Source organism: Psychromonas hadalis ATCC BAA-638 (genome assembly GCF_000420245.1).
Taxonomy (GTDB): Bacteria; Pseudomonadota; Gammaproteobacteria; order Enterobacterales; family Psychromonadaceae; genus Psychromonas; species Psychromonas hadalis.
This window is the reverse complement of the sequence record NZ_ATUO01000065.1, coordinates 1-19,875: the sequence shown is the minus strand read 5'-3', so window position 1 is coordinate 19,875 and position 19,875 is coordinate 1. Positions and strand designations below refer to the sequence as shown.

At 40.1% G+C, this 19,875-nt stretch carries 15 protein-coding genes and 3 pseudogenes; 13 read left to right on the top strand and 5 right to left on the bottom strand.

The features are described from left to right. Together G322_RS0109670 and G322_RS20390 are read right to left on the bottom strand one after the other, a co-directional pair. Window positions 1-642 (bottom strand): IS982 family transposase (locus G322_RS0109670; RefSeq protein WP_022941597.1); only part of this gene is annotated, 642 nt, incomplete at its 3' end. Window positions 643-741: 99 nt separating this feature from the next. Next, window positions 742-1,305 (bottom strand): annotated as a pseudogene (locus tag G322_RS20390) (IS110 family transposase); the annotation flags it as partial. A gap of 363 nt (window positions 1,306-1,668) precedes the next feature. Between G322_RS20390 and G322_RS0109660 the strand changes: the two are divergent. The 8 genes and pseudogenes from G322_RS0109660 to G322_RS0109625 all read left to right on the top strand — a co-directional run bounded on the left by G322_RS0109660 (window position 1,669) and on the right by G322_RS0109625 (window position 11,204). Then, window positions 1,669-2,493, top strand: a complete 825-nt coding sequence (locus G322_RS0109660; protein WP_022941595.1) for an alkaline phosphatase family protein — start codon at window positions 1,669-1,671, stop codon at window positions 2,491-2,493. Then, the gene (locus tag G322_RS0109655) at window positions 2,490-3,146 is read left to right on the top strand and encodes an HAD family hydrolase (protein ID WP_022941594.1); all 657 of its coding nucleotides are present in this window, start codon (window positions 2,490-2,492) and stop codon (window positions 3,144-3,146) included. The genes G322_RS0109660 and G322_RS0109655 overlap by 4 nt, the downstream gene beginning before the upstream one ends. Before the next feature lie 135 nt (window positions 3,147-3,281). Continuing rightward, window positions 3,282-5,321: an ABC transporter substrate-binding protein gene (locus G322_RS0109650; protein ID WP_022941593.1), complete on the top strand. Its 2,040-nt coding sequence runs from the start codon at window positions 3,282-3,284 to the stop codon at window positions 5,319-5,321. Window positions 5,322-5,422: 101 nt separating this feature from the next. Further along, entirely contained in the window at window positions 5,423-6,610 is a 1,188-nt protein-coding gene (locus G322_RS0109645; RefSeq protein WP_022941592.1) for an ABC transporter permease, read from the top strand. Beyond that, window positions 6,607-7,854 (top strand): ABC transporter permease, encoded by a 1,248-nt coding sequence (locus tag G322_RS0109640; RefSeq protein ID WP_022941591.1) that lies wholly within the window; start codon window positions 6,607-6,609, stop codon window positions 7,852-7,854. The genes G322_RS0109645 and G322_RS0109640 overlap by 4 nt, the downstream gene beginning before the upstream one ends. Before the next feature lies 1 nt (window position 7,855). Then, complete coding sequence (locus G322_RS0109635; protein WP_022941590.1) at window positions 7,856-9,550, top strand: dipeptide ABC transporter ATP-binding protein; 1,695 nt, start codon at window positions 7,856-7,858, stop codon at window positions 9,548-9,550. 202 nt (window positions 9,551-9,752) lie between these two features. Continuing rightward, window positions 9,753-10,115, top strand: a pseudogene (gene tnpA / locus G322_RS21735) (IS200/IS605 family transposase); the annotation flags it as partial. A gap of 216 nt (window positions 10,116-10,331) precedes the next feature. Continuing rightward, entirely contained in the window at window positions 10,332-11,204 is an 873-nt protein-coding gene (locus G322_RS0109625) for a LysR family transcriptional regulator (protein ID WP_022941589.1), read from the top strand. Between the two features lie 82 nt (window positions 11,205-11,286). On the opposite strand, the gene phnX is transcribed toward G322_RS0109625, so the two are convergent. Both phnX and phnW read right to left on the bottom strand, forming a co-directional pair. Beyond that, complete coding sequence (phnX, locus tag G322_RS0109620; protein WP_022941588.1) at window positions 11,287-12,147, bottom strand: phosphonoacetaldehyde hydrolase; 861 nt, start codon at window positions 12,145-12,147, stop codon at window positions 11,287-11,289. Between the two features lie 196 nt (window positions 12,148-12,343). Then, complete coding sequence (gene phnW, locus G322_RS0109615) at window positions 12,344-13,444, bottom strand: 2-aminoethylphosphonate--pyruvate transaminase (protein WP_022941587.1); 1,101 nt, start codon at window positions 13,442-13,444, stop codon at window positions 12,344-12,346. A gap of 245 nt (window positions 13,445-13,689) precedes the next feature. Between phnW and G322_RS0109610 the strand changes: the two genes are divergently transcribed. The 5 genes from G322_RS0109610 (at window position 13,690) to G322_RS0109590 (ending at window position 19,361) form a co-directional block, all read left to right on the top strand. Next, window positions 13,690-14,697: a putative 2-aminoethylphosphonate ABC transporter substrate-binding protein gene (locus G322_RS0109610; RefSeq protein ID WP_022941586.1), complete on the top strand. Its 1,008-nt coding sequence runs from the start codon at window positions 13,690-13,692 to the stop codon at window positions 14,695-14,697. A 127-nt stretch (window positions 14,698-14,824) separates the two neighbouring features. Then, window positions 14,825-15,928 (top strand): putative 2-aminoethylphosphonate ABC transporter ATP-binding protein, encoded by a 1,104-nt coding sequence (locus G322_RS0109605; protein ID WP_022941585.1) that lies wholly within the window; start codon window positions 14,825-14,827, stop codon window positions 15,926-15,928. A 9-nt stretch (window positions 15,929-15,937) separates the two neighbouring features. Further along, window positions 15,938-17,662 carry a putative 2-aminoethylphosphonate ABC transporter permease subunit gene (locus G322_RS0109600; RefSeq protein ID WP_022941584.1) on the top strand — a complete coding sequence of 575 codons (1,725 nt, stop codon included), beginning with the start codon at window positions 15,938-15,940 and terminating at the stop codon, window positions 17,660-17,662. A gap of 12 nt (window positions 17,663-17,674) precedes the next feature. Continuing rightward, the gene (gene phnR, locus G322_RS0109595) at window positions 17,675-18,388 is read left to right on the top strand and encodes a phosphonate utilization transcriptional regulator PhnR (protein ID WP_022941583.1); all 714 of its coding nucleotides are present in this window, start codon (window positions 17,675-17,677) and stop codon (window positions 18,386-18,388) included. Between the two features lie 73 nt (window positions 18,389-18,461). Continuing rightward, entirely contained in the window at window positions 18,462-19,361 is a 900-nt protein-coding gene (locus G322_RS0109590; RefSeq protein ID WP_022941582.1) for an EamA family transporter, read from the top strand. 260 nt (window positions 19,362-19,621) lie between these two features. On the opposite strand, the pseudogene G322_RS24810 reads toward G322_RS0109590, so the two are convergent. Then, window positions 19,622-19,875: pseudogene (locus G322_RS24810) on the bottom strand (ISAs1 family transposase); the annotation flags it as partial.

Below are 19,875 nucleotides of genomic sequence, written 5' to 3'. Positions count from 1 at the left end.
AACGTTTGTTATTAGATCAACACCTTTATCGCGTAATTTATCCACTAATGCTTTTCCTAAGTAGCCTTTATCACCATACAGCTTACCTGATAAGGCCTTAACCATTTCAGGAACAGGCTTACGATCATCTATATTTCCACCTGTGATTTTTACACTCAAAATATCACCAAGGTGATTAACCATAAGGTGTAATTTAAAGCCAAAGAACCACCCCATTGTGCTTTTTCCATGCTCTGCAATTCCGTTAAATACTTTATTACGTTTTGCTCGAATAATATGGCATACCGCTATTTTGGTGGAGTCGATAAAAGCAATGCCTGTTGGCTTACCAAATAAGGTTGTTAGATAGGCATTTAAAGGGACGATAACTGATGGCATAACCTTTATAAACCTTGTGTAGCTTAGCAGTGAGGGGAAATATGATTTTAAATATTTTGTTACATAGCCTAAATAATAATTCTTAAAATCTCTGTAATGAGATTGATGAAAATTAATAATAATGGTCATTATTTCAGAGTTGCTCATTCGCTTAACTCTTCGTCTTTTAATCTCACCCTTACTTATTAAACGCGCTTCCCATTCGGGAGTAAATACGTTACAAAAATCATCAACTTTACAAAATGTATCAATTAAATTATCCATGTATATTCCTTCTTTCCATCTAATTTTTATAGTCACAAGATCAGATCGTGGAATAGTCACTTAGTTCAATTTATTTTAATTCTTATCCCAAATTCAGGTTAAGTCTGTCGCCCATAACTGGTTCACGGTTGAGCGTAAACACTCTGGGATTGAATCAGCCTCATTGAGCGTATCTTGCACTACTTTAGTTAATCCTTTCACGCCTATCGGGCTGACAATACCGTACTCGTAAAGCATCGCACGCAGATGGTCACTTAAAGAAGTAATACTACGAGACAAATAAACACGACTTGTTTCTAATGTTTGCATCGTTTGTTGCTGTTCACTTTTCGGTTTACTCGACTTCAACCCTATTTGTAAGGATGCATTTGCAATGGCTAACGCATCATTAGCATCTGTTTTATGGCCTTGAAGAAAACCTTTTACTTTTTTAGGGCTAATAATTCGAACGTCATGGTTAAAGTGTTCTGCGTATCGCCCCCAATAATGGCTACTACCACAGCCCTCTATTGCAACAACAGCAGGTTTTGCCTTTGCCAGTATCTCTTTAAGTTTTTGACGACTCACTGCTTTATTGCTGACTAATTCACCATATTTACTGATTTGGCAAACCTGAATAACATTTTTAGCTAAATCGATTCCAAAGATAGCAGATTTCAACATGATATAGACTCCTTTATAGTTACCGTAACTCTAGGCTAATTGCTAGGGTTGTGGAGTCCATACATCGCCTTAGAGAAATGGCCAATTTGACCACTAAATTAGAGGCCAGTATCACTGATTCACTACATATATTCAGCTGACCACTTTTTCTACCTATTGAAGTTATGTATTTACTATTTGAATATAAGCCCCAAAAACCTCCTCTCTCAGATTTTAAAGGGGAAGATCCCCATAACTAAAACTTTGCCTAATAACTTTTCCTGTCATCTTGACATAAAAATATCTTATATCTTTCATCTAGTGTTCATATTGCGTGCGTAAGATTCTGCTTCATGAGTTCAAATGATGTTGTGGATAGAATAAATGTCAAATAAAGTGATATTGGTGGTATTGGATGGTCTTGCATATGAAACTGCACAGCAGTGTATGGGGTTTCTGCAAGGATTGACTGAGCAAGGGAAGGCGACGTTGTATAAGATGCAATCGGAGTTGCCTTCTATGTCTCGGCCGTTGTATGAGGCAATTCTGACGGGGGTTGCACCGCTTCATAGTGGCGTTGTTCACAACCAAATTATTCGTAATTCTAACCAGCATAGTGTGTTTAGTCTAGCACGGCAAGCTGGGTTGAGCACCGCTGCTGCTGCGTATCACTGGGTCAGTGAGTTGTATAATAATTGTCCCTATGATGCGTCACGGGATCGCTTTACCAACGCACCTGATCAGCTAATTCAGTATGGCATCTTCTACCATCACGATATTTATCCTGACAGTCACCTTTATTTGGATGCCGAGTGGTTACGCCGACATCACGATCCAGATTTTTTGTTGGTGCATTCAATGAATATTGACGATGCTGGTCATAAAGCGGGGCTAGACAGCGCTCACTACCGCAATACCGTTCGCCATTCAGGTGTGTATCTATCTGAATACCTGTTGCAATGGATGAATGCTGGTTACCAGATTCTAGTCACTGCTGATCACGGTATGAATACAGATAAAAGTCATGGCGGTACGCTAGCTGAAGAGCGTGATGTACCGCTTTATGTGATTGGGGAATGTTTCTCTCATGATATGGATGCCAAGCCTCATCAGCTTGAACTGTGTGGCACCGTGTGTGAATTACTTGGTCTAAATGATCACAACAAACCTGTTGCGACTTCATTATTACTTGAAGGCATAAATCAATGAGCCTTGCTATTTTTGATTTGGATGAGACTCTGATCTCGGGAGATAGTTGTAGCCTGTTTTGTGAATTCATGGTTGCAGAAGGGATCGCCAGTGCTGATTTTCTGCAACAAGATGCATTGATGATGGAACGTTACGATGCACAAACATTAGTGTTGAGTGACTATATTCATTTTTTTATGGCCCCACTAAGTCCGCTTTCTATCAGTGATATTGATGCACTGATGCCACGATTTGTCGATCAATATATTGTTCCCTGTATCTACCCGGAGGCGATCAAACTGCTTGCTGATTATAAGAAAAAGGGGGAGCGACGACTCATTATATCTGCAACCTGCGAGTTTATTGTTAACGCGGTTGCCAAAAAACTTGGTGTAACGGATGTGTTAGCGATTCAGCTGAAAACGCAGAATAATTACTATAGCAGTGAAATTTCCGGTGTACCGACCTTCCGAGAAGGTAAGGTGATTCGTCTACAGAGTTGGCTTGCCGAGCAACAAGTATCTATTGATGGTGCTGTATTTTACAGCGATTCAATTAATGACCTTCTTTTACTTGAACAGATAAAAAACCCCGTGGCCACTAACCCTGACAATCAGCTACTGGCGATTGCAGTACAACGTAACTGGCCTGTGCTGCTCTGGAACCTAAAATGAAAGATGCGGTTCCCATTTTCGATCCACTTCTAACACCACAGGATTAAAATCATGTCTAAATTTTTTATCATAGATGTTATAGCGACTGATATTAACCCAACTCAGATTCATTATTCACACAACAGGAGCTCAATCATGTCTAAACTTTTTATAGCCAGTACACTGCTACTCATGGCGGGTAATGCAATCGCTGCATGCCCTGCAATTACGGGAGCAGATGCGGGTGGACTCTATCCCCACATATTTGAAAAAAATGAATTTGAGCGCCAACAAAGTTGCTCACTGAGCTTCACTGAAAATCCTGCGATGCGTCAATTGAATAGCCGCATTGCAGGTAATCCAACACTGTTACCTCTTATGCAACGTTTACCACTAGAGCCTCTGGTTATTGCGCCTTATAAAAGTATTGGCCAGTATGGTGGTGTGCTAAAGGGGATCTCTAAAGCAACAGAATCGGGTACCTCTGATCTACTCTCTATACGTCATGTAAATTTAGTTCGTTTTAGTGATGATCTTGCGACTATTGTGCCAAATGTAGCAAAGTCATGGCAATGGAATGCGGACTTTACAATACTGAAAGTGAACCTTCGTAAAGGCCATAAATGGTCTGATGGTGCTCCATTTACCGCTAATGATGTGGTTTTCTGGTACAACAATATATTAATGAATAGCAATATTATCGAGAAGCCAAAAGATCGCTTCCTTTCTGGGGGTAAGGCTATCAAAGTTAAAGCACTCAATGAGACTACGGTTCAGTTCACTATGAGTAAACCTGCTCCGGGTTTTTTGGATAACTTTGCGCAGGATTATGCACAGCCATTCTTACCTAAACACTTGTTAGAAAAATTCCACCCAGAGTTTAATAAAGAGGCTGATAAGCTCGCTAAATCATTAGGTTTTGACAATGGTTATGCACTGGTTAACTTTTATTACGGTCAGTCAGATTGGAAAGATATTCCAACACCATTATTGAAAGATAAAGCCGCGTCTGAACGTCTGGTTAAAGCCGGCTATACCGCTATTATGCCAACACTTGAGTCACATATAGTGGTTGAAGAGTCGTTAGAAAGTCGTCACTTAGTGGCAAACCCTTATTTCTTTCAGGTAGACACCGCTGGTAATCAGTTGCCTTATATTAATGAGATCAATGAAGTGTATATCGGGGATGAGGATATACAGACTGCGAAGCTTATTTCTGGCGAGGTAGATTACAAAGCTCAAGCAATTAATCTGCCACAGGCACCTGTTCTTTTGGAGAATAAAGACAAGGGTAACTATGAGATCTATTTGCGCCCGAACATCGCTCAATCTACTTTTGCATTTAACCTCACTGATAAAAATGAAGAGAAACGTGTGGTTTTTAATAATATTAATTTCCGTCGTGCAATGTCGGTTGCAATAAAACGCAGTCAAATTAATGATATCGCTTTTTTTGGACTTGGGACTCCCATTCAATATACTGGTTTTGATGCAGACACGACGCCATTTATCACCAACAAACTAAAAAATAGCTGGATTCAATTCGACCAAAAACTGGCAGGTGAATTATTGGATAAGGCGGGTGTGACGGATCAAGATGGTGATGGCCTGAGAGATCTGCCATCGGGGAAAAAATTTGAGTTAAATATTCAGTATGCGACTCAGGGAACACCTTCTAAAGTGGCTGAAATAGTGGCTAAAAGCTGGAGTGATGTTGGGGTTAAAACCACTATTAAGGAAGTGACATCAGACGAATACCGTAACTCTCAAACAGCGAATGATCTGAGTGTGCTAAGTTGGGTAATGGGCCGTCCACTGGTTAATATTGCCAGTAATATTGAAACATTGGTACCACCATACGGAAGTTTCTTCGACCTGCGCACGGGAATGCTTTGGTCTCAACACCTGCAAACAAAAGGTGCTGAAGGCGTTGCACCACCAGAGACGGTAACTGAAATGAAAAAATTAACCGATCGTTTTGTCACGCTCAAAGCAGGTACTGAGGAATCCGACAAAGTAGGGCTCGAGATTGCTAAGAGAGTGGTTGATGACTTGTTTATCATCGGGACTGTCAAAGCCGTTTCTCCTATCTATCACAGTAAAGCACTGGCCAATTTTGAAGTACCTAAGACCTCTTCTTACGAGTTCTATCGTATGTACCCATACCTACCATCTCAGTGGTATCTGACTAGGTAATCATAATTGCTGTCAGTAAGAGAGGGAGGTTCGTCCCTCTCTTACTATTGTTAATCAATTATACCATCCAAAAGAAAATACATGAGTAACGGAACCCTATTATGTTCATACAGTTTTTAGCTGATACTTGGTTGCTGTGGATCCTCCTCAGTATAGGCGGCCTGCTCTGGTGGAGCGGTCGTGCAAGCCAATATTTTAATTATGTTTTTAGGCGCTATCTACTGGCGCTGATGACACTTCTTCTGGTCAGTGGCATTGTATTTTCACTAATGGAAGTGATGCCAGGTGACTGTGCAGAGAAATACATTGCTTATAAAAACACCCAGGGAGAGATCATCACGCAGGCAGATATTCAGGCTGAACGGGTGCGAATGGGCCTCGATAAGTCGTTGCCAGAACGCTGGGGTCGTTGGATCACTAACCTGACTTTACGCGGGGATTTGGGCTTTAGTTGCGCTAAGCGTCAGACGGTAAATTTAGCACTGGGAAACCGGTTCTGGGTGAGTTTTATGTTCTGTATCGCAGGATTAATATTTTCTTACTTGATTGCGGTGCCATTTGGTATTTTTTCTGCTTTTACTATTAATAAACCTTGGGTCGAAAAAAATCCACAATATAGCAAAATGGAAAAATTGTTTAGCACGGTACTCCTGAGCCTACAGAAAATATTGGATCTGCTACTACGCATAATCAGTTATCTAGGCTTGGCATTGCCTAATTTCCTGCTCGCCCTGACTATCATTCTACTTTATGTCTTTGCTGGAGAACCCATGCCTACAGGGCTATTCTCGGATCAGTGGCGTAACGTTCCTTGGTTTGGTAATAATGGTTTTGAAGTTGAAAAGCTGTATGATTTTCTCAGTCATATTTGGTTACCAATCTTTGTTATTGGTTGGTCTGCTACCGCACTGCAGTTACAAACAGTGCGTGCCCTCGTGGTCGATGAATCGAATAAACTCTATGTTGATGCTGCCCGTGCTCGGGGAGTTGAAGGCGTTTCATTGTGGGTGGGGTATCCGGTACGTCATTCAATTAGCCCATTGTTTAACTCTATCGGTTTTGACTTTCAACGCATATTCAATGATCTGCCTATCGTTGCGATAGTGATCGGTTTAACCGATTCAGCAGCCTTATTAATAGAGGCGCTCGCGATGACGAGTGATCAGGAACTCGCTGCTGCGATTTTATTTTTGGTTGCATTAGTGGTGATCAGTATGAATTTTATTACCGATGTGGTGCTGGCCGCGGTCGATCCACGAGTGCGTAAAAGTGTATTGGGGAATGGATGATGAGTGTAATACTCGCTCGCTTTGGGCGTAAATCGAAGCAAAAAAAGAATGATGAATCTTATTATACAGCGGGACAACTCGCACTAATTAAGGGGCGTTTTAAGAAAAAAAAATCAGGGGTGATTGCTGCATGGGTACTCGGTACTCTGGTTTTTATGGGTTTTTTTGCACCGTTCTTTTCACCGATTGACCCGACTATTCGAGGCGCTGATGCTGACTATCGCCGTGGTGCTCCTCAAGTTTTGCATTTCTGGGATGAAAACGGCTTCTCCGCAAGGCCATTTAGCTACACCTATACAAAAGAAAAAAGTAAAATTGATATAAAAACACTCATGAGTGGAGGCTTGGATGCACTTGATGCCTTTATTTCAAGTGGTGCGCTAAGTTCATCTAGCCAGAACAAATTTAATGTGGATAAAAATGAACGTCGTGATATTCAATTTTTTGTGCAGGGTTGGGAATATAGTCTGCTCGATTTAAGTGTGGGAGAGCTGGATCTGGATATTCGTTGGGATCGCCATCTATTTGGTGTAGATCAAGGACAGATCCACCTAATGGGCACCGATGAGGATGGTAAGGATATATTCAGCCGGACGTTGCATGCTATTTGGGTGACGCTCAGTATTGCGATTGTTGCGTTAGTGGTGAAGTTGTTTACATCGTTGCTGGTCGGCGGAATTAGTGGTTATTTCGGTGGCCGTATCGACACTGTTCTGATGAGTATTACGGAAGCCGTACGTGTTATTCCGGCTATCCCGATTTATCTTGCCTGTGCGGTTGCATTAGCTCAGTTTGACCTTACCCCTATACAGCGTTATTTTGCCATTGCCGTTATCATTGGTGCGCTGGATTTTGCAACACTCGCGCGGCGCTTGCGAACACACATTCTGACCGAACGAAATCAAGACTATATATTAGCAGCTCAACTCTGTGGTTCAAGCACATGGCGGATTATTTGGCGTCATCTTATCCCTAGTTTTAGTAGCTATATCATCGTCGATACGCTGATCAATTTCCCCTATGTCATTTTAGCGGAAACGAGCCTCAGCTTTTTAGGATTAGGGCTAACAGAGCCAGTTAATAGTCTTGGGGTGCTGCTACAAAAAGCGCAGGATCCAGATATTCAACAAAATATGGTTTGGCAATTCTTTCCCCTGTTGGTTTTTGTGTTCATGATCATGGCATTTGTATTTGTAGGTGATGCGCTACGTGATGCTGCAGACCCTTATTCGGAGAAAAAATAAGATGATAATCAATAATAGCAACAGGAAAAATCTACTTGAAATTCGTGATTTGAGTATCGACTTTAATACCGATGAAGGAATAGTACACGCAGTTGATAATCTGAGTTTGAGCATCCGTCCTGGAGAAGTAATGGGCTTGGTAGGAGGAAGTGGCTCAGGAAAATCGATAACGGCTAAAAGTATTATGCGTATGGCGCCTAATAATGCAATTATTCAGCCTGCAAGTAAAATCACGCTGAACTACCAAGATCAGGCGGTTAATGTCCTTAAGCTACGTGGACGTGATCTGCGTTTGGTGAGAGGAGGGGCGGTATCAATGATATTTCAGGAGCCAATGGCTAGTTTTGCGCCCGCGATCCGCATTAGCGATCAAATTATTCAAACCATGCAGATTCATTTGGGATATAGCAAAGATCAAGCGCGACGAGAGGGCATTGCGTTGTTCGAGCGGGTGGGAATTGTTGATCCTGAAAAACGTTTTGATCAGTATGTTTTTGAGCTGTCTGGTGGAATGCGTCAAAGAGCGATGATCGCAATGGCGTTGTCGACTAAACCAAAGCTACTGATTGCGGATGAACCGACCACTGCGCTAGATGTGACTATTCAGGCGCAGGTATTGGATCTGATGATGGAATTACGAGAACAGTTCGGCATGGCGATGCTATTTATTACTCATGATCTCGGTGTTGTCTCAAAAATTGCAGACAATGTTACCGTAATGCAATGTGGCAAGGTGGTTGAAGTAGGATCGGCTGATCAAGTGTTATATCAGCCAAAACATTCTTATACCAAATGTTTACTGGATGCGTTACCACATCTTGATAATTTACCAGAAGCACCAACGCATACCCCAGAACCGTTATTATCAATCACAAACCTATCGATCAGCTATCCGATATCTGTCAGTGGACGTAAAACTGAATTATTTAAAGCAGTGAACAATATCAGCTTGGATCTGCCAAAAGGGCAAATTATCGGCTTAGTGGGTGAAAGTGGCTCAGGTAAAACCTCCCTAGGTAAAGCGATGTTAGGGGCTGCACCCATTAGCTCTGGCACTGTCGAATATCACCATACCAAAAAGAAAGTGAAGTTTGGTGCCGGTAAAGCGATCAAACGCAAGCGACTTGCGCGTACAGCACAATTGGTATTTCAGGATCCTTATAGTTCGCTAAATCCTCGCATGACGGTACGCGATATTATTGCAGAGCCATTAGAAGCGATGAAACTGACCAAAAATCGTGAAGAGACAGATCGACGGGTTATCGAAGTTGCCAAACGTTGCCATATTGAAGTAGAGCATCTACGTCGTTTTCCCCATGCTTTTTCCGGCGGTCAGCGTCAGCGTATCAGTATTGCTCGTGCACTGGTGTGTGATCCCCAATTTATTGTGGCGGATGAAGCGGTGGCTGCGCTGGATGTATCGATTCAAGATGAGATTTTGAAGCTGTTAAAAGAATTAAAAGAGGAGTTGGGTCTGACTATTTTATTTATCTCTCATGATCTAAGTGTGATCGCTAATCTTTGTGATTGGGTGTGTGTGATGAAACAGGGGGAAATAGTTGAGCAGGGATCCGTTCGTCAAATTTTTCTCGATCCACAACAAGCCTATACCCAAAAACTGATTTCATCTATCCCGCTATTAACCACTCCTGGCAAATCTGTGCAAGGTGCCACCGTTCTAAAACATAGTGCCTAGGGTGTGTTGATCTTTTGAGTATTATTTTTTAAATAGTATGGTAAAGCATACACAGTGATGCTGATAAGGAGGACGATAGTGATTTATTAAATCATTAAAACCACGTCCTGTGGGCGTGGTCAGCAGCTAGAGGCTATGCCTGTAGCTTCTACTCATGCTATTAATCTATTTAGTTGTCCCCACAACAAAAAGGAGAAATAGCCTGAGTAGATTTGAGAAGTTATCACATGTGATCTGGCACTGCCAATGTCATATAGTTTGGGTTCCTAAATATAGGTATCGAATTTTAACAGGAGCAGTTGCCAATGAGGTCTATCGTTGTATTCAAATATATTGCGGAAGATTAGATTGTATAATTGTAGAGCTAAACGTACAGCCAGATCATGTACACTTATTGGTAAAAGTCTCCCCGAAAAGATCTATTTCAGAAGTTCTTGGAGCAGTAAAAGGGCGGACTGCAATAAGGGTCTTTAAGCCATTCCCATACTTAAAGAAAAAGCCATATTGGGGTAACCATTTTGGGGCGAAGGGATATTGTGTAGACACAGTTGGAGTTGATGCTGAAAGTATGTAAAGTATCAAGAAAAGCAACATGAATTAAAATTTTAATAATTTAGATATAATGGGACAGCAAAGTTTGCCTTCTATGAAGGCAAACCACAGCCCCCTTCTAAGGGGTAAAAAGCAAAGCCACCTTCTAAGAAGGTGGATATTTAACTTATACAGTAAAGATTAACACGCCCTGTAGAGTGTTAATGTTTTTTATCTTAGGAGGGCTGTTATGAATTATTCGATGGCGGAAATTCGAGCGTTTAATGCGACATTTCAAACTGGGAGTTTTACTCGGGCCGCTGAATTATTATCGGTTAGTCAACCAGCTATTACGGCACAGATTCGTAAGCTGGAATCTCGCTTTAGTGGGCCTTTATTGGAACGATTTAGTAAAGGTGTTCGGGTAACTGAGCTAGGTAAGCGGTTGTATCTGATTACCCAGCAATATCATGATTTAGCGACTGCGATAGAGGCGCTTTCTAATCCGAGGATATCGCCAGGGAAAATGACATTAAAAGTGGCTAATGCCTCATCAGTTGTTTTCATGCCACTGATTGCAGAGTTTAGTCGCCGTTTTCCTCTGGTGACAGTAAAAATTAAATCTGTTACCACTTCGGAGTGTCGAGAGTTAGTGTTAGATAGGGCGGTAGATATCGGTTTATTCCCACTTATGGATGAGCATTGCGAATTATCTCGCTTTGCATTTTCCTCTCATCGTTTGGTTGCCATCCTGCATCCAGATCATTATTTGGCGGGAAAAAGTGCTTTATTGGTTAGAGAATTGGCCATGGAAGCCCTGATCGTCTATAAGCCCGAAGCGTGTACTCAGCAATTACTAGAAAACGTGTTTGGGCGTCATCAACAGAATGTTTGTAGTAATGTTGTCGTGGATAACAGACTAGACATGTTGGAAGCTGTTTGTCATGGTTTGGGGATAGGTTTTTCACTTGAGCAGGATATTCGTCCTAATCCACGGTTTGTTATATTGCCGATTATTGAAGCAACGGATAAAGTGATTGAGCATGTAGTATGGATAAAAAACCGCAGGGGCTTACCTGGGATCCGCGATTTTATCCAGGTGGCAATGGAATCATGTACATGATTTGTTCAGGTTAATAATGATAACCTGCACTGATATTTGTCATTGCAGATTATCGACTCGTGATAGGGGGGGTAGTGTCAATTTAAGGACGTTCACCAGATATTAATCGTTTTTCAATATCAATTAACACTGCTGGTAAATCGTTAATTGTATCAATCATATAATGAGGTTTAGACTTCTCCATCACTTGCGTTGCTTTTTGACGTGCTGTGCTCAGCGTTTTTTCATCAGCTTGTTGGTATTGTTCGGCGGTCAACCCTGCTTCATTGCCTGAAAGTAATAGTGCGACTGTCCACATGCCTGCATTATGTCCTTCATAGATACCCGGTGTCGAGTCATCCACTTTAATACAGTTTGCTACGCTGCTCACCCCTAAATCGATCACATTTTTAAGTACCATGTAAGGTGCTGGGCGACCGCCGTGTTTTAAATCATCAGTTGCTACTATACAATCGGGTTGATAGCCATGCTTTGCGACGGCAGGGATTAATATATCCATTACTGCACGTGGGTAACCAGTGCATGATCCAATCTTAATACCTTGACGTTTAAAATTATTAACGATATTAACTGCATTTAAAATAGGCTGGGAGTGGTCAACGACTTTGGCTTTTTGTAACGGAATAAAACGATGATAGATCTGGTCTATATCTGTATCGTCCATGGGCTTTCCAAATTGTGTTAACCAACGCTGTGCCACCTCTTCTAGTTTGCCAACCGCTTGAATATGGTCCCATTTACCCAACCCCATTGGCACACGTGCTTCTGCCAGCGAAATAGAAAAGTCGTATTCTTTTTTAAAGGCTTCGACAAAAATAGTGGTTGGTGCAAAAGAACCAAAATCAACTATCGTTCCTGCCCAGTCAAAGATAATTGCCTCAACAGGCGATGAGGTTTGTATTTCTAAATTGTTGTTAATATTAGTAGCTATATTATTAGTCATAGTTAAATTCCTTTCTGATTTTAGTCATTACTTGTTCGAAAATATTAAGGGCTATTTAAGGTTATAATTGATGATAAACATTCATATAACAGTGCTTCTGTTTCATTGCAGTTATTTTTTAAGTGGTTGGGAGCGGACGAACTCAACGGCCATTCATATCGATGCTCGTAGGTTATCAATCACTTCAAAATTCATGCTACTTTTTCCAATACATCACGCTTTTAATGGCTGTAATTAAGCGATTAATATCATTGGGATAAACTTCTCCTATATTGCCAATTCTAAAACAATCGGCATCACTTACTTTACCAGGGTAGATAACAAACCCTGCTTCTTTCAACTGATCATAAAAACGTTTAAACTGATAGTCTGCGGTGTCAGGTGAATAAAATGAGGTGATAATCGGGGAGTGCTGGCTATCGGGTAAAAGCGTTTTAAAACCTAATTCACGCATACCTTTTACTAAGGTTAGTTGGTTGCTTTTATAACGATGCTGACGTTGATCAATGCCTCCCTCTTCCTCTAACTCCTGTAGTGCCTGATAAAAAGCACGTACCGTATGTGTTGGTGAAGTAAAACGCCATTTCCCGTTATTTTCTTGCATGCATAACCATTGCGCATATAAGTCTAAACTGAGCGAACGTGCCTGACCTTGGCATTGTTGCATTGCTGATTCTTTGGCAATAACAAAACCAAATCCAGGTACTCCTTGAATACATTTATTCGCAGAGCTGATCATAAAGTCGATATCTAACTCACCAATATCCATTTCAATGCCACCAAAACTAGACATCGCATCAACGATCACTACCTTGTTATACGCTTTTGCTATTTTACAAAATTTCTCGAGAGGGTTTAACATACCCGTGGTGGTTTCACAGTGCACCATCGCCACATGGGTAATGCTTTTATCACTGGCGAGAAGGTCTTCAAATTTCTGTAAATCAACTTCTTCGGTTTCTTTTTGTTGCATCGTGGTGCAACTGATTTTCAAATATTGTGCAATTTCTGCCATGCGAGCACCATAGGCGCCATTATCAATGACCAATAATTTATCCTGATCACTCAAGGCACTACCAATGGTTGCTTCCACACTGGCTGTGCCAGAACCTTGCATTAATACACAGGTGTAATTGTCATGTTGAGTCGCTAAGTTGACCAGCTTATGGCGAATAACGTCGACAATCTCTTTATTGTATTGATCATCCCAAGTACACCAATCATTAAGCATTGCTTGGCGTACCGTTGGTGATGTTGATAAAGGGCCCGGTGTCAGTAATAAATAATCATTTTTCATGTTTGCTCTCTTTCGCTTGGTGTAGACCAGAATTACTATTTACTTTAAAGACTAAAATTAGATAGGTAAATAGCCAAAGGGTAGATGTCACAAAAGTTTAATATTCGAGAATCATTGTTAACCACTACAGCATCAAATAATTTAAAATTGTCTTAAATCAGTAATATTGTTGTCACAAACCCTCTGTAATGTTTTGCCTCGTACAACTGGTACAGACCAAAAATCATTGTTAAATGGAGATAAAGATGAAAACTCGGTTTATGAAAACAGCAATCGCAACGGTACTTACATTATGTGCAACAAGTGGCTATGCAGTACAACAAGTAACGGTTTATACCGCATTTGAAACAGATGTTTTAGCTAAGTACAAAAATGCATTTGAACAAGAGAATCCAGATATTGTTATTAAATGGGTACGTGACTCAACGGGTATTATGACGGCTAAATTATTAGCAGAAAAAAATAACCCTCGTGCGGAAGTTGTTTGGGGATTAGCGGGATCTTCTATGGCGTTATTAAAGAATGAAGGTATCTTAAAAATCTACACACCAAAGAACTTAGCAGCTTTAGATAATTCATTAAATGATCCTCAATCTAATCAAGCTTGGTTTGGTAATGATGCCTTTTTTAATGCAATTTGTTTTAACGATATTGTTGCGAAACAGTTGAATTTACCTAAGCCTACGTCATGGAATGACTTGATAAAACCAATTTATAAAGGCCATATTGCCATGCCAAACCCTGCTTCTTCTGGCACTGGTTATATGCAGGTATCGGCATGGTTACAAAATATGGGTGAGCAACAAGCGTGGAGTTACATGCAAAAATTAGATAATAACATTGCCCACTATACCCATTCGGGATCTAAACCCTGTGTTCAAGCAGGAATGGGTGAAGTCGCGATCGGCATTTCTACGGCTAGTCGCGGTGCTAAGTTAAAAACTCAAGGCGCGCCATTAACGGTTATCATACCTAATGGTATTGGCTGGGAATCAGAAGCAGTAGGTTTAGTTAAAGAGAGTGATGCGGCCAAACGTGTTGTTGACTGGTCTATTTCAAAAAATGCCAATAAGCTATATATCGAAATGTACCCAGTAGTTGCCCATAAAGAGGTGACTGCAACCACAAAAAACTTTCCAAATATTAAAAGTGCCATGGCAAAAATGGACTTTGCACGCATGGGAGATGAACGAGCTTCTGTGCTAAAAACATGGTCTCAAAAATTTGATAGTAAATCAGAACCAAAAAGTTAACTTATTATAAGGTAAAGAAGATAATTCTTTACCTTTTTTCATCTACATTGTTATTTACCATCAGTTATTTAAGTAACAATTGCTATGCCTTTTTAATCTTCTATTTTTCTCAGGTTAGGTTTTTATTATGCAAACATATCTCCGTCTTGAAAATGTTGTCAAACAGTTTGGTCAATTTACTGCGTTACAACAAATATCTCTAAGCATCAAACAGGGGGAGTTTGTTTGTTTTTTAGGGCCTTCAGGCTGTGGAAAAACCACTTTATTACGTAGTATTGCAGGTTTAGAGCCAGTGACTTCTGGGTGTATTTTTCAAGCTGGTGTTGAAACAACACATTTACCACCAGAGAAACGTGATTTTGGTATCGTGTTTCAATCCTATGCATTATTCCCTAATTTATCGGTGCGTGACAATATTGCCATTGGGTTGCAAAATAAAGGTTTCACTAATATTGAATGCATCAACTTAGTTGATAAATGGTTAGAGATAGTTGGCCTACTAAGTGAAGCGAATAAATACCCAAACAAGTTATCAGGTGGCCAACAACAGCGTGTTGCCTTGGCGCGAGCATTAGCGTTATCACCTGGGTTATTGCTATTAGATGAGCCACTTTCAGCTCTCGATGCAAAGGTACGTAGCCATCTGCGTGAAGAAATTTGTCAATTACAGCGTAAGCTTGGCATCACCACTGTGATGGTGACACATGATCAAGAAGAAGCACTTGCAATGGCAGATCGTATTGTGGTGATGAATAATGGTGTGATTGAACAAATTGGTACACCTCAGGAAATCTATGAAAAGCCAGCAAGTCGTTTTGTTGCAGACTTTGTAGGCACGACTAATTTTATTTCTGTGTCAATGATTAACCAACACTTAATGCGTATCGGTGAAGACTTATTAACGGTACCTGAGCAACTACAAGACTTAGCAATTTCAGGTTGTATCGTAGATTTAGCTATTCGCCCAGAGAGTTTATATTTTTGTGAAAAAGGCAAAGAAACCATCTCAGTTAATATTGAATTTATAGAATTTCAGGGTGCGTACTGCCAAGTTGAATGCAAATTATGGGGTGATCTATCGGCACACAGCATTTATGTCAATGTACCGATTCGTGAAGCAAGAAAGTTAAATTTAATGGTGCAACAAACACGATATTTAGCGATGGATATTACCCATATAAATGCTTATCCCTCAGAAAAGATAATGCTTAAATCTGTCGTAGCAACTTAAGGCTCTATTATGAATATTACCCAAATTAATAAACTTAAAAATATGTTGAATAAAACAGTAGGTAGTTATTTTAATAAAATTAGCCATGAACAATTGATTCTATTTATTAGCCTTGCGATCGTTACATTTTTTTTATTGCTGTTTGTTGTAGGCCCTTTGTGGGAGATGTTACGTAGTAGTGTGCTTAATAGTGATGATGACTTTGTTGGTCTTGCTAATTTTACTGAATATTTTTCATCTAACGCAGTGTGGTATTCATTAAAAAACACGTTTACCCTTGGTATTGTGGTGATGCTGGTGGTTGGATCCTTAGCATTCTTTTATGCCTACGCACTTACTCGCTCTTGCATGCCAGCTAAAGGTGTCTTTAGAGTATTAGGCATGGCACCCATTTTAGCACCCTCATTGTTACCTGCGATTAGTCTTATTTATCTTTTTGGTAAACAGGGTGTTGCCACCGAAATATTATTAGGAAATTCAATTTATGGTTTTATTGGCATCACTTTAGGGCTTATATTCTGGACTTTTCCGCATGCCTTAATGATTTTATCGACCTCGCTACGCACCTCAGATGCCCGTCTTTACGAGAGTGCTAAAGCATTAAAAATCAGTTCTTTTAAAACATTTTTTGTGATCACTTTACCGGCCGCTAAATACGGTTTAATTAGCACTTTAATTGTTATTTTTACTTTAGTCGTTTGTGACTTTGGTGTCGCGAAGGTAATTGGTGGTAGTTATAACGTATTAGCGACTGATATTTTTAAACAGGTTGTTGGCCAACAAAACTTTTCGATGGCCGCTGTGACCAGTTTATTGTTATTACTGCCTGCATTGTTCGCATTTATAGTAGATCGTTGGGTACAGAAAAAACAGCAAAACCTTTTTGATAGTCGTTCTGTGCCATATCATCCTGCGCCACAACCTCTGCGTGATGGACTTTGTTTTGTTTATTGTCTGCTTATTTCAACGGTTATATTAGTCGTTTTAGGCATGGCTATCTATGGTTCATTAGTTACGTTCTGGCCATGGAATAAAGCATTATCTTTTAATAATTATAACTTCGCAGAGATAAGTACTTACGGTTGGAGTCCATTTTGGAACTCAATACAATTAGCGAGTTGGACTGCATTATTAGGTACCGTGTTGATTTTTATTGGTGCTTATAGCATAGAAAAAGGGCGATCATTTATCCGCTTGCGTCGTTTTTTACAAATGTTAAGTGTATTACCGATGGCAGTTCCTGGCATGGTATTAGGTTTGGGCTATATTTTCTTTTTTAACGATGTTAATAATCCTTTGAATGTACTATATGGTTCGATGTTGTTATTAGTGCTAAATACCATTGTCCATTATTATACTGTGGCGCATATGACGGCAGTGGCCGCACTCAAGCAATTACCCGTTGAATTAGAAGCCAGTGCAGCATCCATTAAATTACCGCAATATAAATTGTTTTGGAAAGTCACTTTGCCAGTGTGTTTACCTGCGGTGTTTGATATTGCTGCCTATTTGTTTATTAATGCCTTAACTACGACCTCTGCAGTTGTCTTTTTATATTCAACAGATACCATTCCTGCGTCGGTTTCGGTTTTAAATATGGATGATGCGGGGCAAACAGGATCGGCTGCCGCGATGGCAGTAATGATAATGTTAGCTGCAATGCTAGCCAAACTGATGCATTTATTACTGGATAAATTATTTGACAATTCAACGCAAGCATGGCGTAAGCGTTAAAGAGGAATTTCTGTGCAATATCTTAGAATTAAAGAAGAATTGATCGAACAAATAGAATCTGGATTGTTTGTTGCAAGGCAAAAGTTGCCCTCTGAGCGTAAGTTAGCAGAAGCGTTTTTAACCACGCGCGTGACATTACGCGAGGCACTTCGTGCGTTAGAGTCAGAAGCGCGTATATATTGTGAAGATAGGCGTGGTTGGTTTATTTGCCCTGAGCCATTACGTTATGATCCGCGCTTAACACTTAACTTTGCTGACATGGCCAAGCAACAGGGACGCATAGCATTTACTGAGCTGTTACAGGCGAAACAAATATTAGCAACTAAAAAAACTGCTAAATTATTGCAGGTGCCTATGTTGACGAATATATACCATATAACTCGAGTCCGTTATCTCGAAAAGCGTCCTGTTGTATATGTTGTTAATTATATAAAAGCAGATTACTTTGCCAAACTGCTTGATTTTGATTTTACCCAATCACTGACAGTTGCTTATAAAAAACATTATTCACTTTGTTATCAGACTACTTATTATCGGATCAGTACTACCTCACTTTCTGGGGAGGTCGCGTTGGCCTTGCGTGCAACGTCGGGCAGTCCTGCAATGCTGATTGAACGTACTAATTATGATCAGAAGGGACGTTTAATTGATTGTGATTTAGAGTATTGGCGACATGATGCACTGTGCATTGAATCTGTAGCAGAATTAGTGTCACAAGAGGCTTGATTTCTCTATGTTTTTCAATATGTGTTAAGCAGTATTGATTAAATTATCTTCTAAAGGTTTAAGCGTGGATTAAATGTCTATTTGGGCTGTTGTGTTGGTTGTAATTTCGGCATTGTTGCATGCAAGTTGGAATATTATTGGTAAAGCAAATAAAGGTTCGGTGCAAGCTTTTTTCTTTATGACTACCTTTTTGATGGCATTTTTGTTATCGCCTTTTTTGTTATGGTTTTACTTTTCTGCTGGCCCACAAGTATTTTCTATTCAATTTTGGTACTTACTCTTTATTAGTGGTATTTTTCAAATTATCTATTTAGTTGCATTAGGGTTTGCTTATCAAAATGCAGATGTTGGAGTCGTGTATCCGATGGCCAGAGCCATACCCGTTATGATGGTCGGTGGACTGGTATTATTATTAGGTCAGGTAGTTATGCCAATGCAATGGTTAGGATTTTTACTGATTACTAGTGGTTGCTTGCTTGTGCCACTGACCAGCTTACGACAATTTAAGTTGTCACCCGGGAGTCATATTGGTATTGCATGGGCAATAATTGCAGCCATTGGTACTACTGGATATTCAATTGTTGATAAACTTGCGCTGGCGGAACTATTTTTCTCCTTAAAAAATATTCATCAACCTCCACTTATTGCTCTTTTTTATCTTGGCATGCAATTTTGGGCGACAACATTACCCTTTGCTTTAGGTTTTTTAGTCACTCGCCAGAGCTACCAGTTTAAGCAAGCGTGGGATATGAAGTGTAGTGCATTTATAACGGGATTAATCATGGCAAGTACTTATGGCTTAGTGCTTTATGCCATGCTATTAACTGACAATGTAAGTTTGGTGGTTGCGTTGAGGCAGGTAAGCATTATTTTTGGTTTATTATTTGCTGTTATCTTTTTAAAAGAGAAAATTTATCTTACTCGGTTAATCGGCTGTGGACTGATTTTTAGTGGATTAATATTCGCTCTGTAATAGTTTTGTCGTTACTATTTATTTGAAAATTGAGGGTACTTATACAGCGAGGATGTACCGTTACATCCTCTTTCCAACTGATATGTCGCCAGACTCCTTTTGGAGAGGTTTTACACCCTAGACGATATTTAACTGCATCATTAAAGTTAAATTTATTTGTCATGTGTCATTCCTTTTTTAGTCTATTTTACTTAAATGACACAGATTTTTGAACCCAATTAGGGTTCATCACCAGGGGCGGATTACGCTTTGTATGAATTTCATCCAAAAAGGACTTCAGCCCTAAAATCCTGATCCCAACAAGCTCGTTGCATCTTACCTGCAACACTATCTTTGAAAGAATTATCTTTTACAAGCCCCAGTAAAGCCCTCCTAAAAGTACATAAATTTCGAGCGCCATCATCAGCATAGGTTTGACATTCATCTTCTCTGAAAGTGACATCTAATACCCAGTGTTGGCTATTTTCTATTGACCAATGTTGGCGAATATACCCCGCAACAGATTTTATATCAT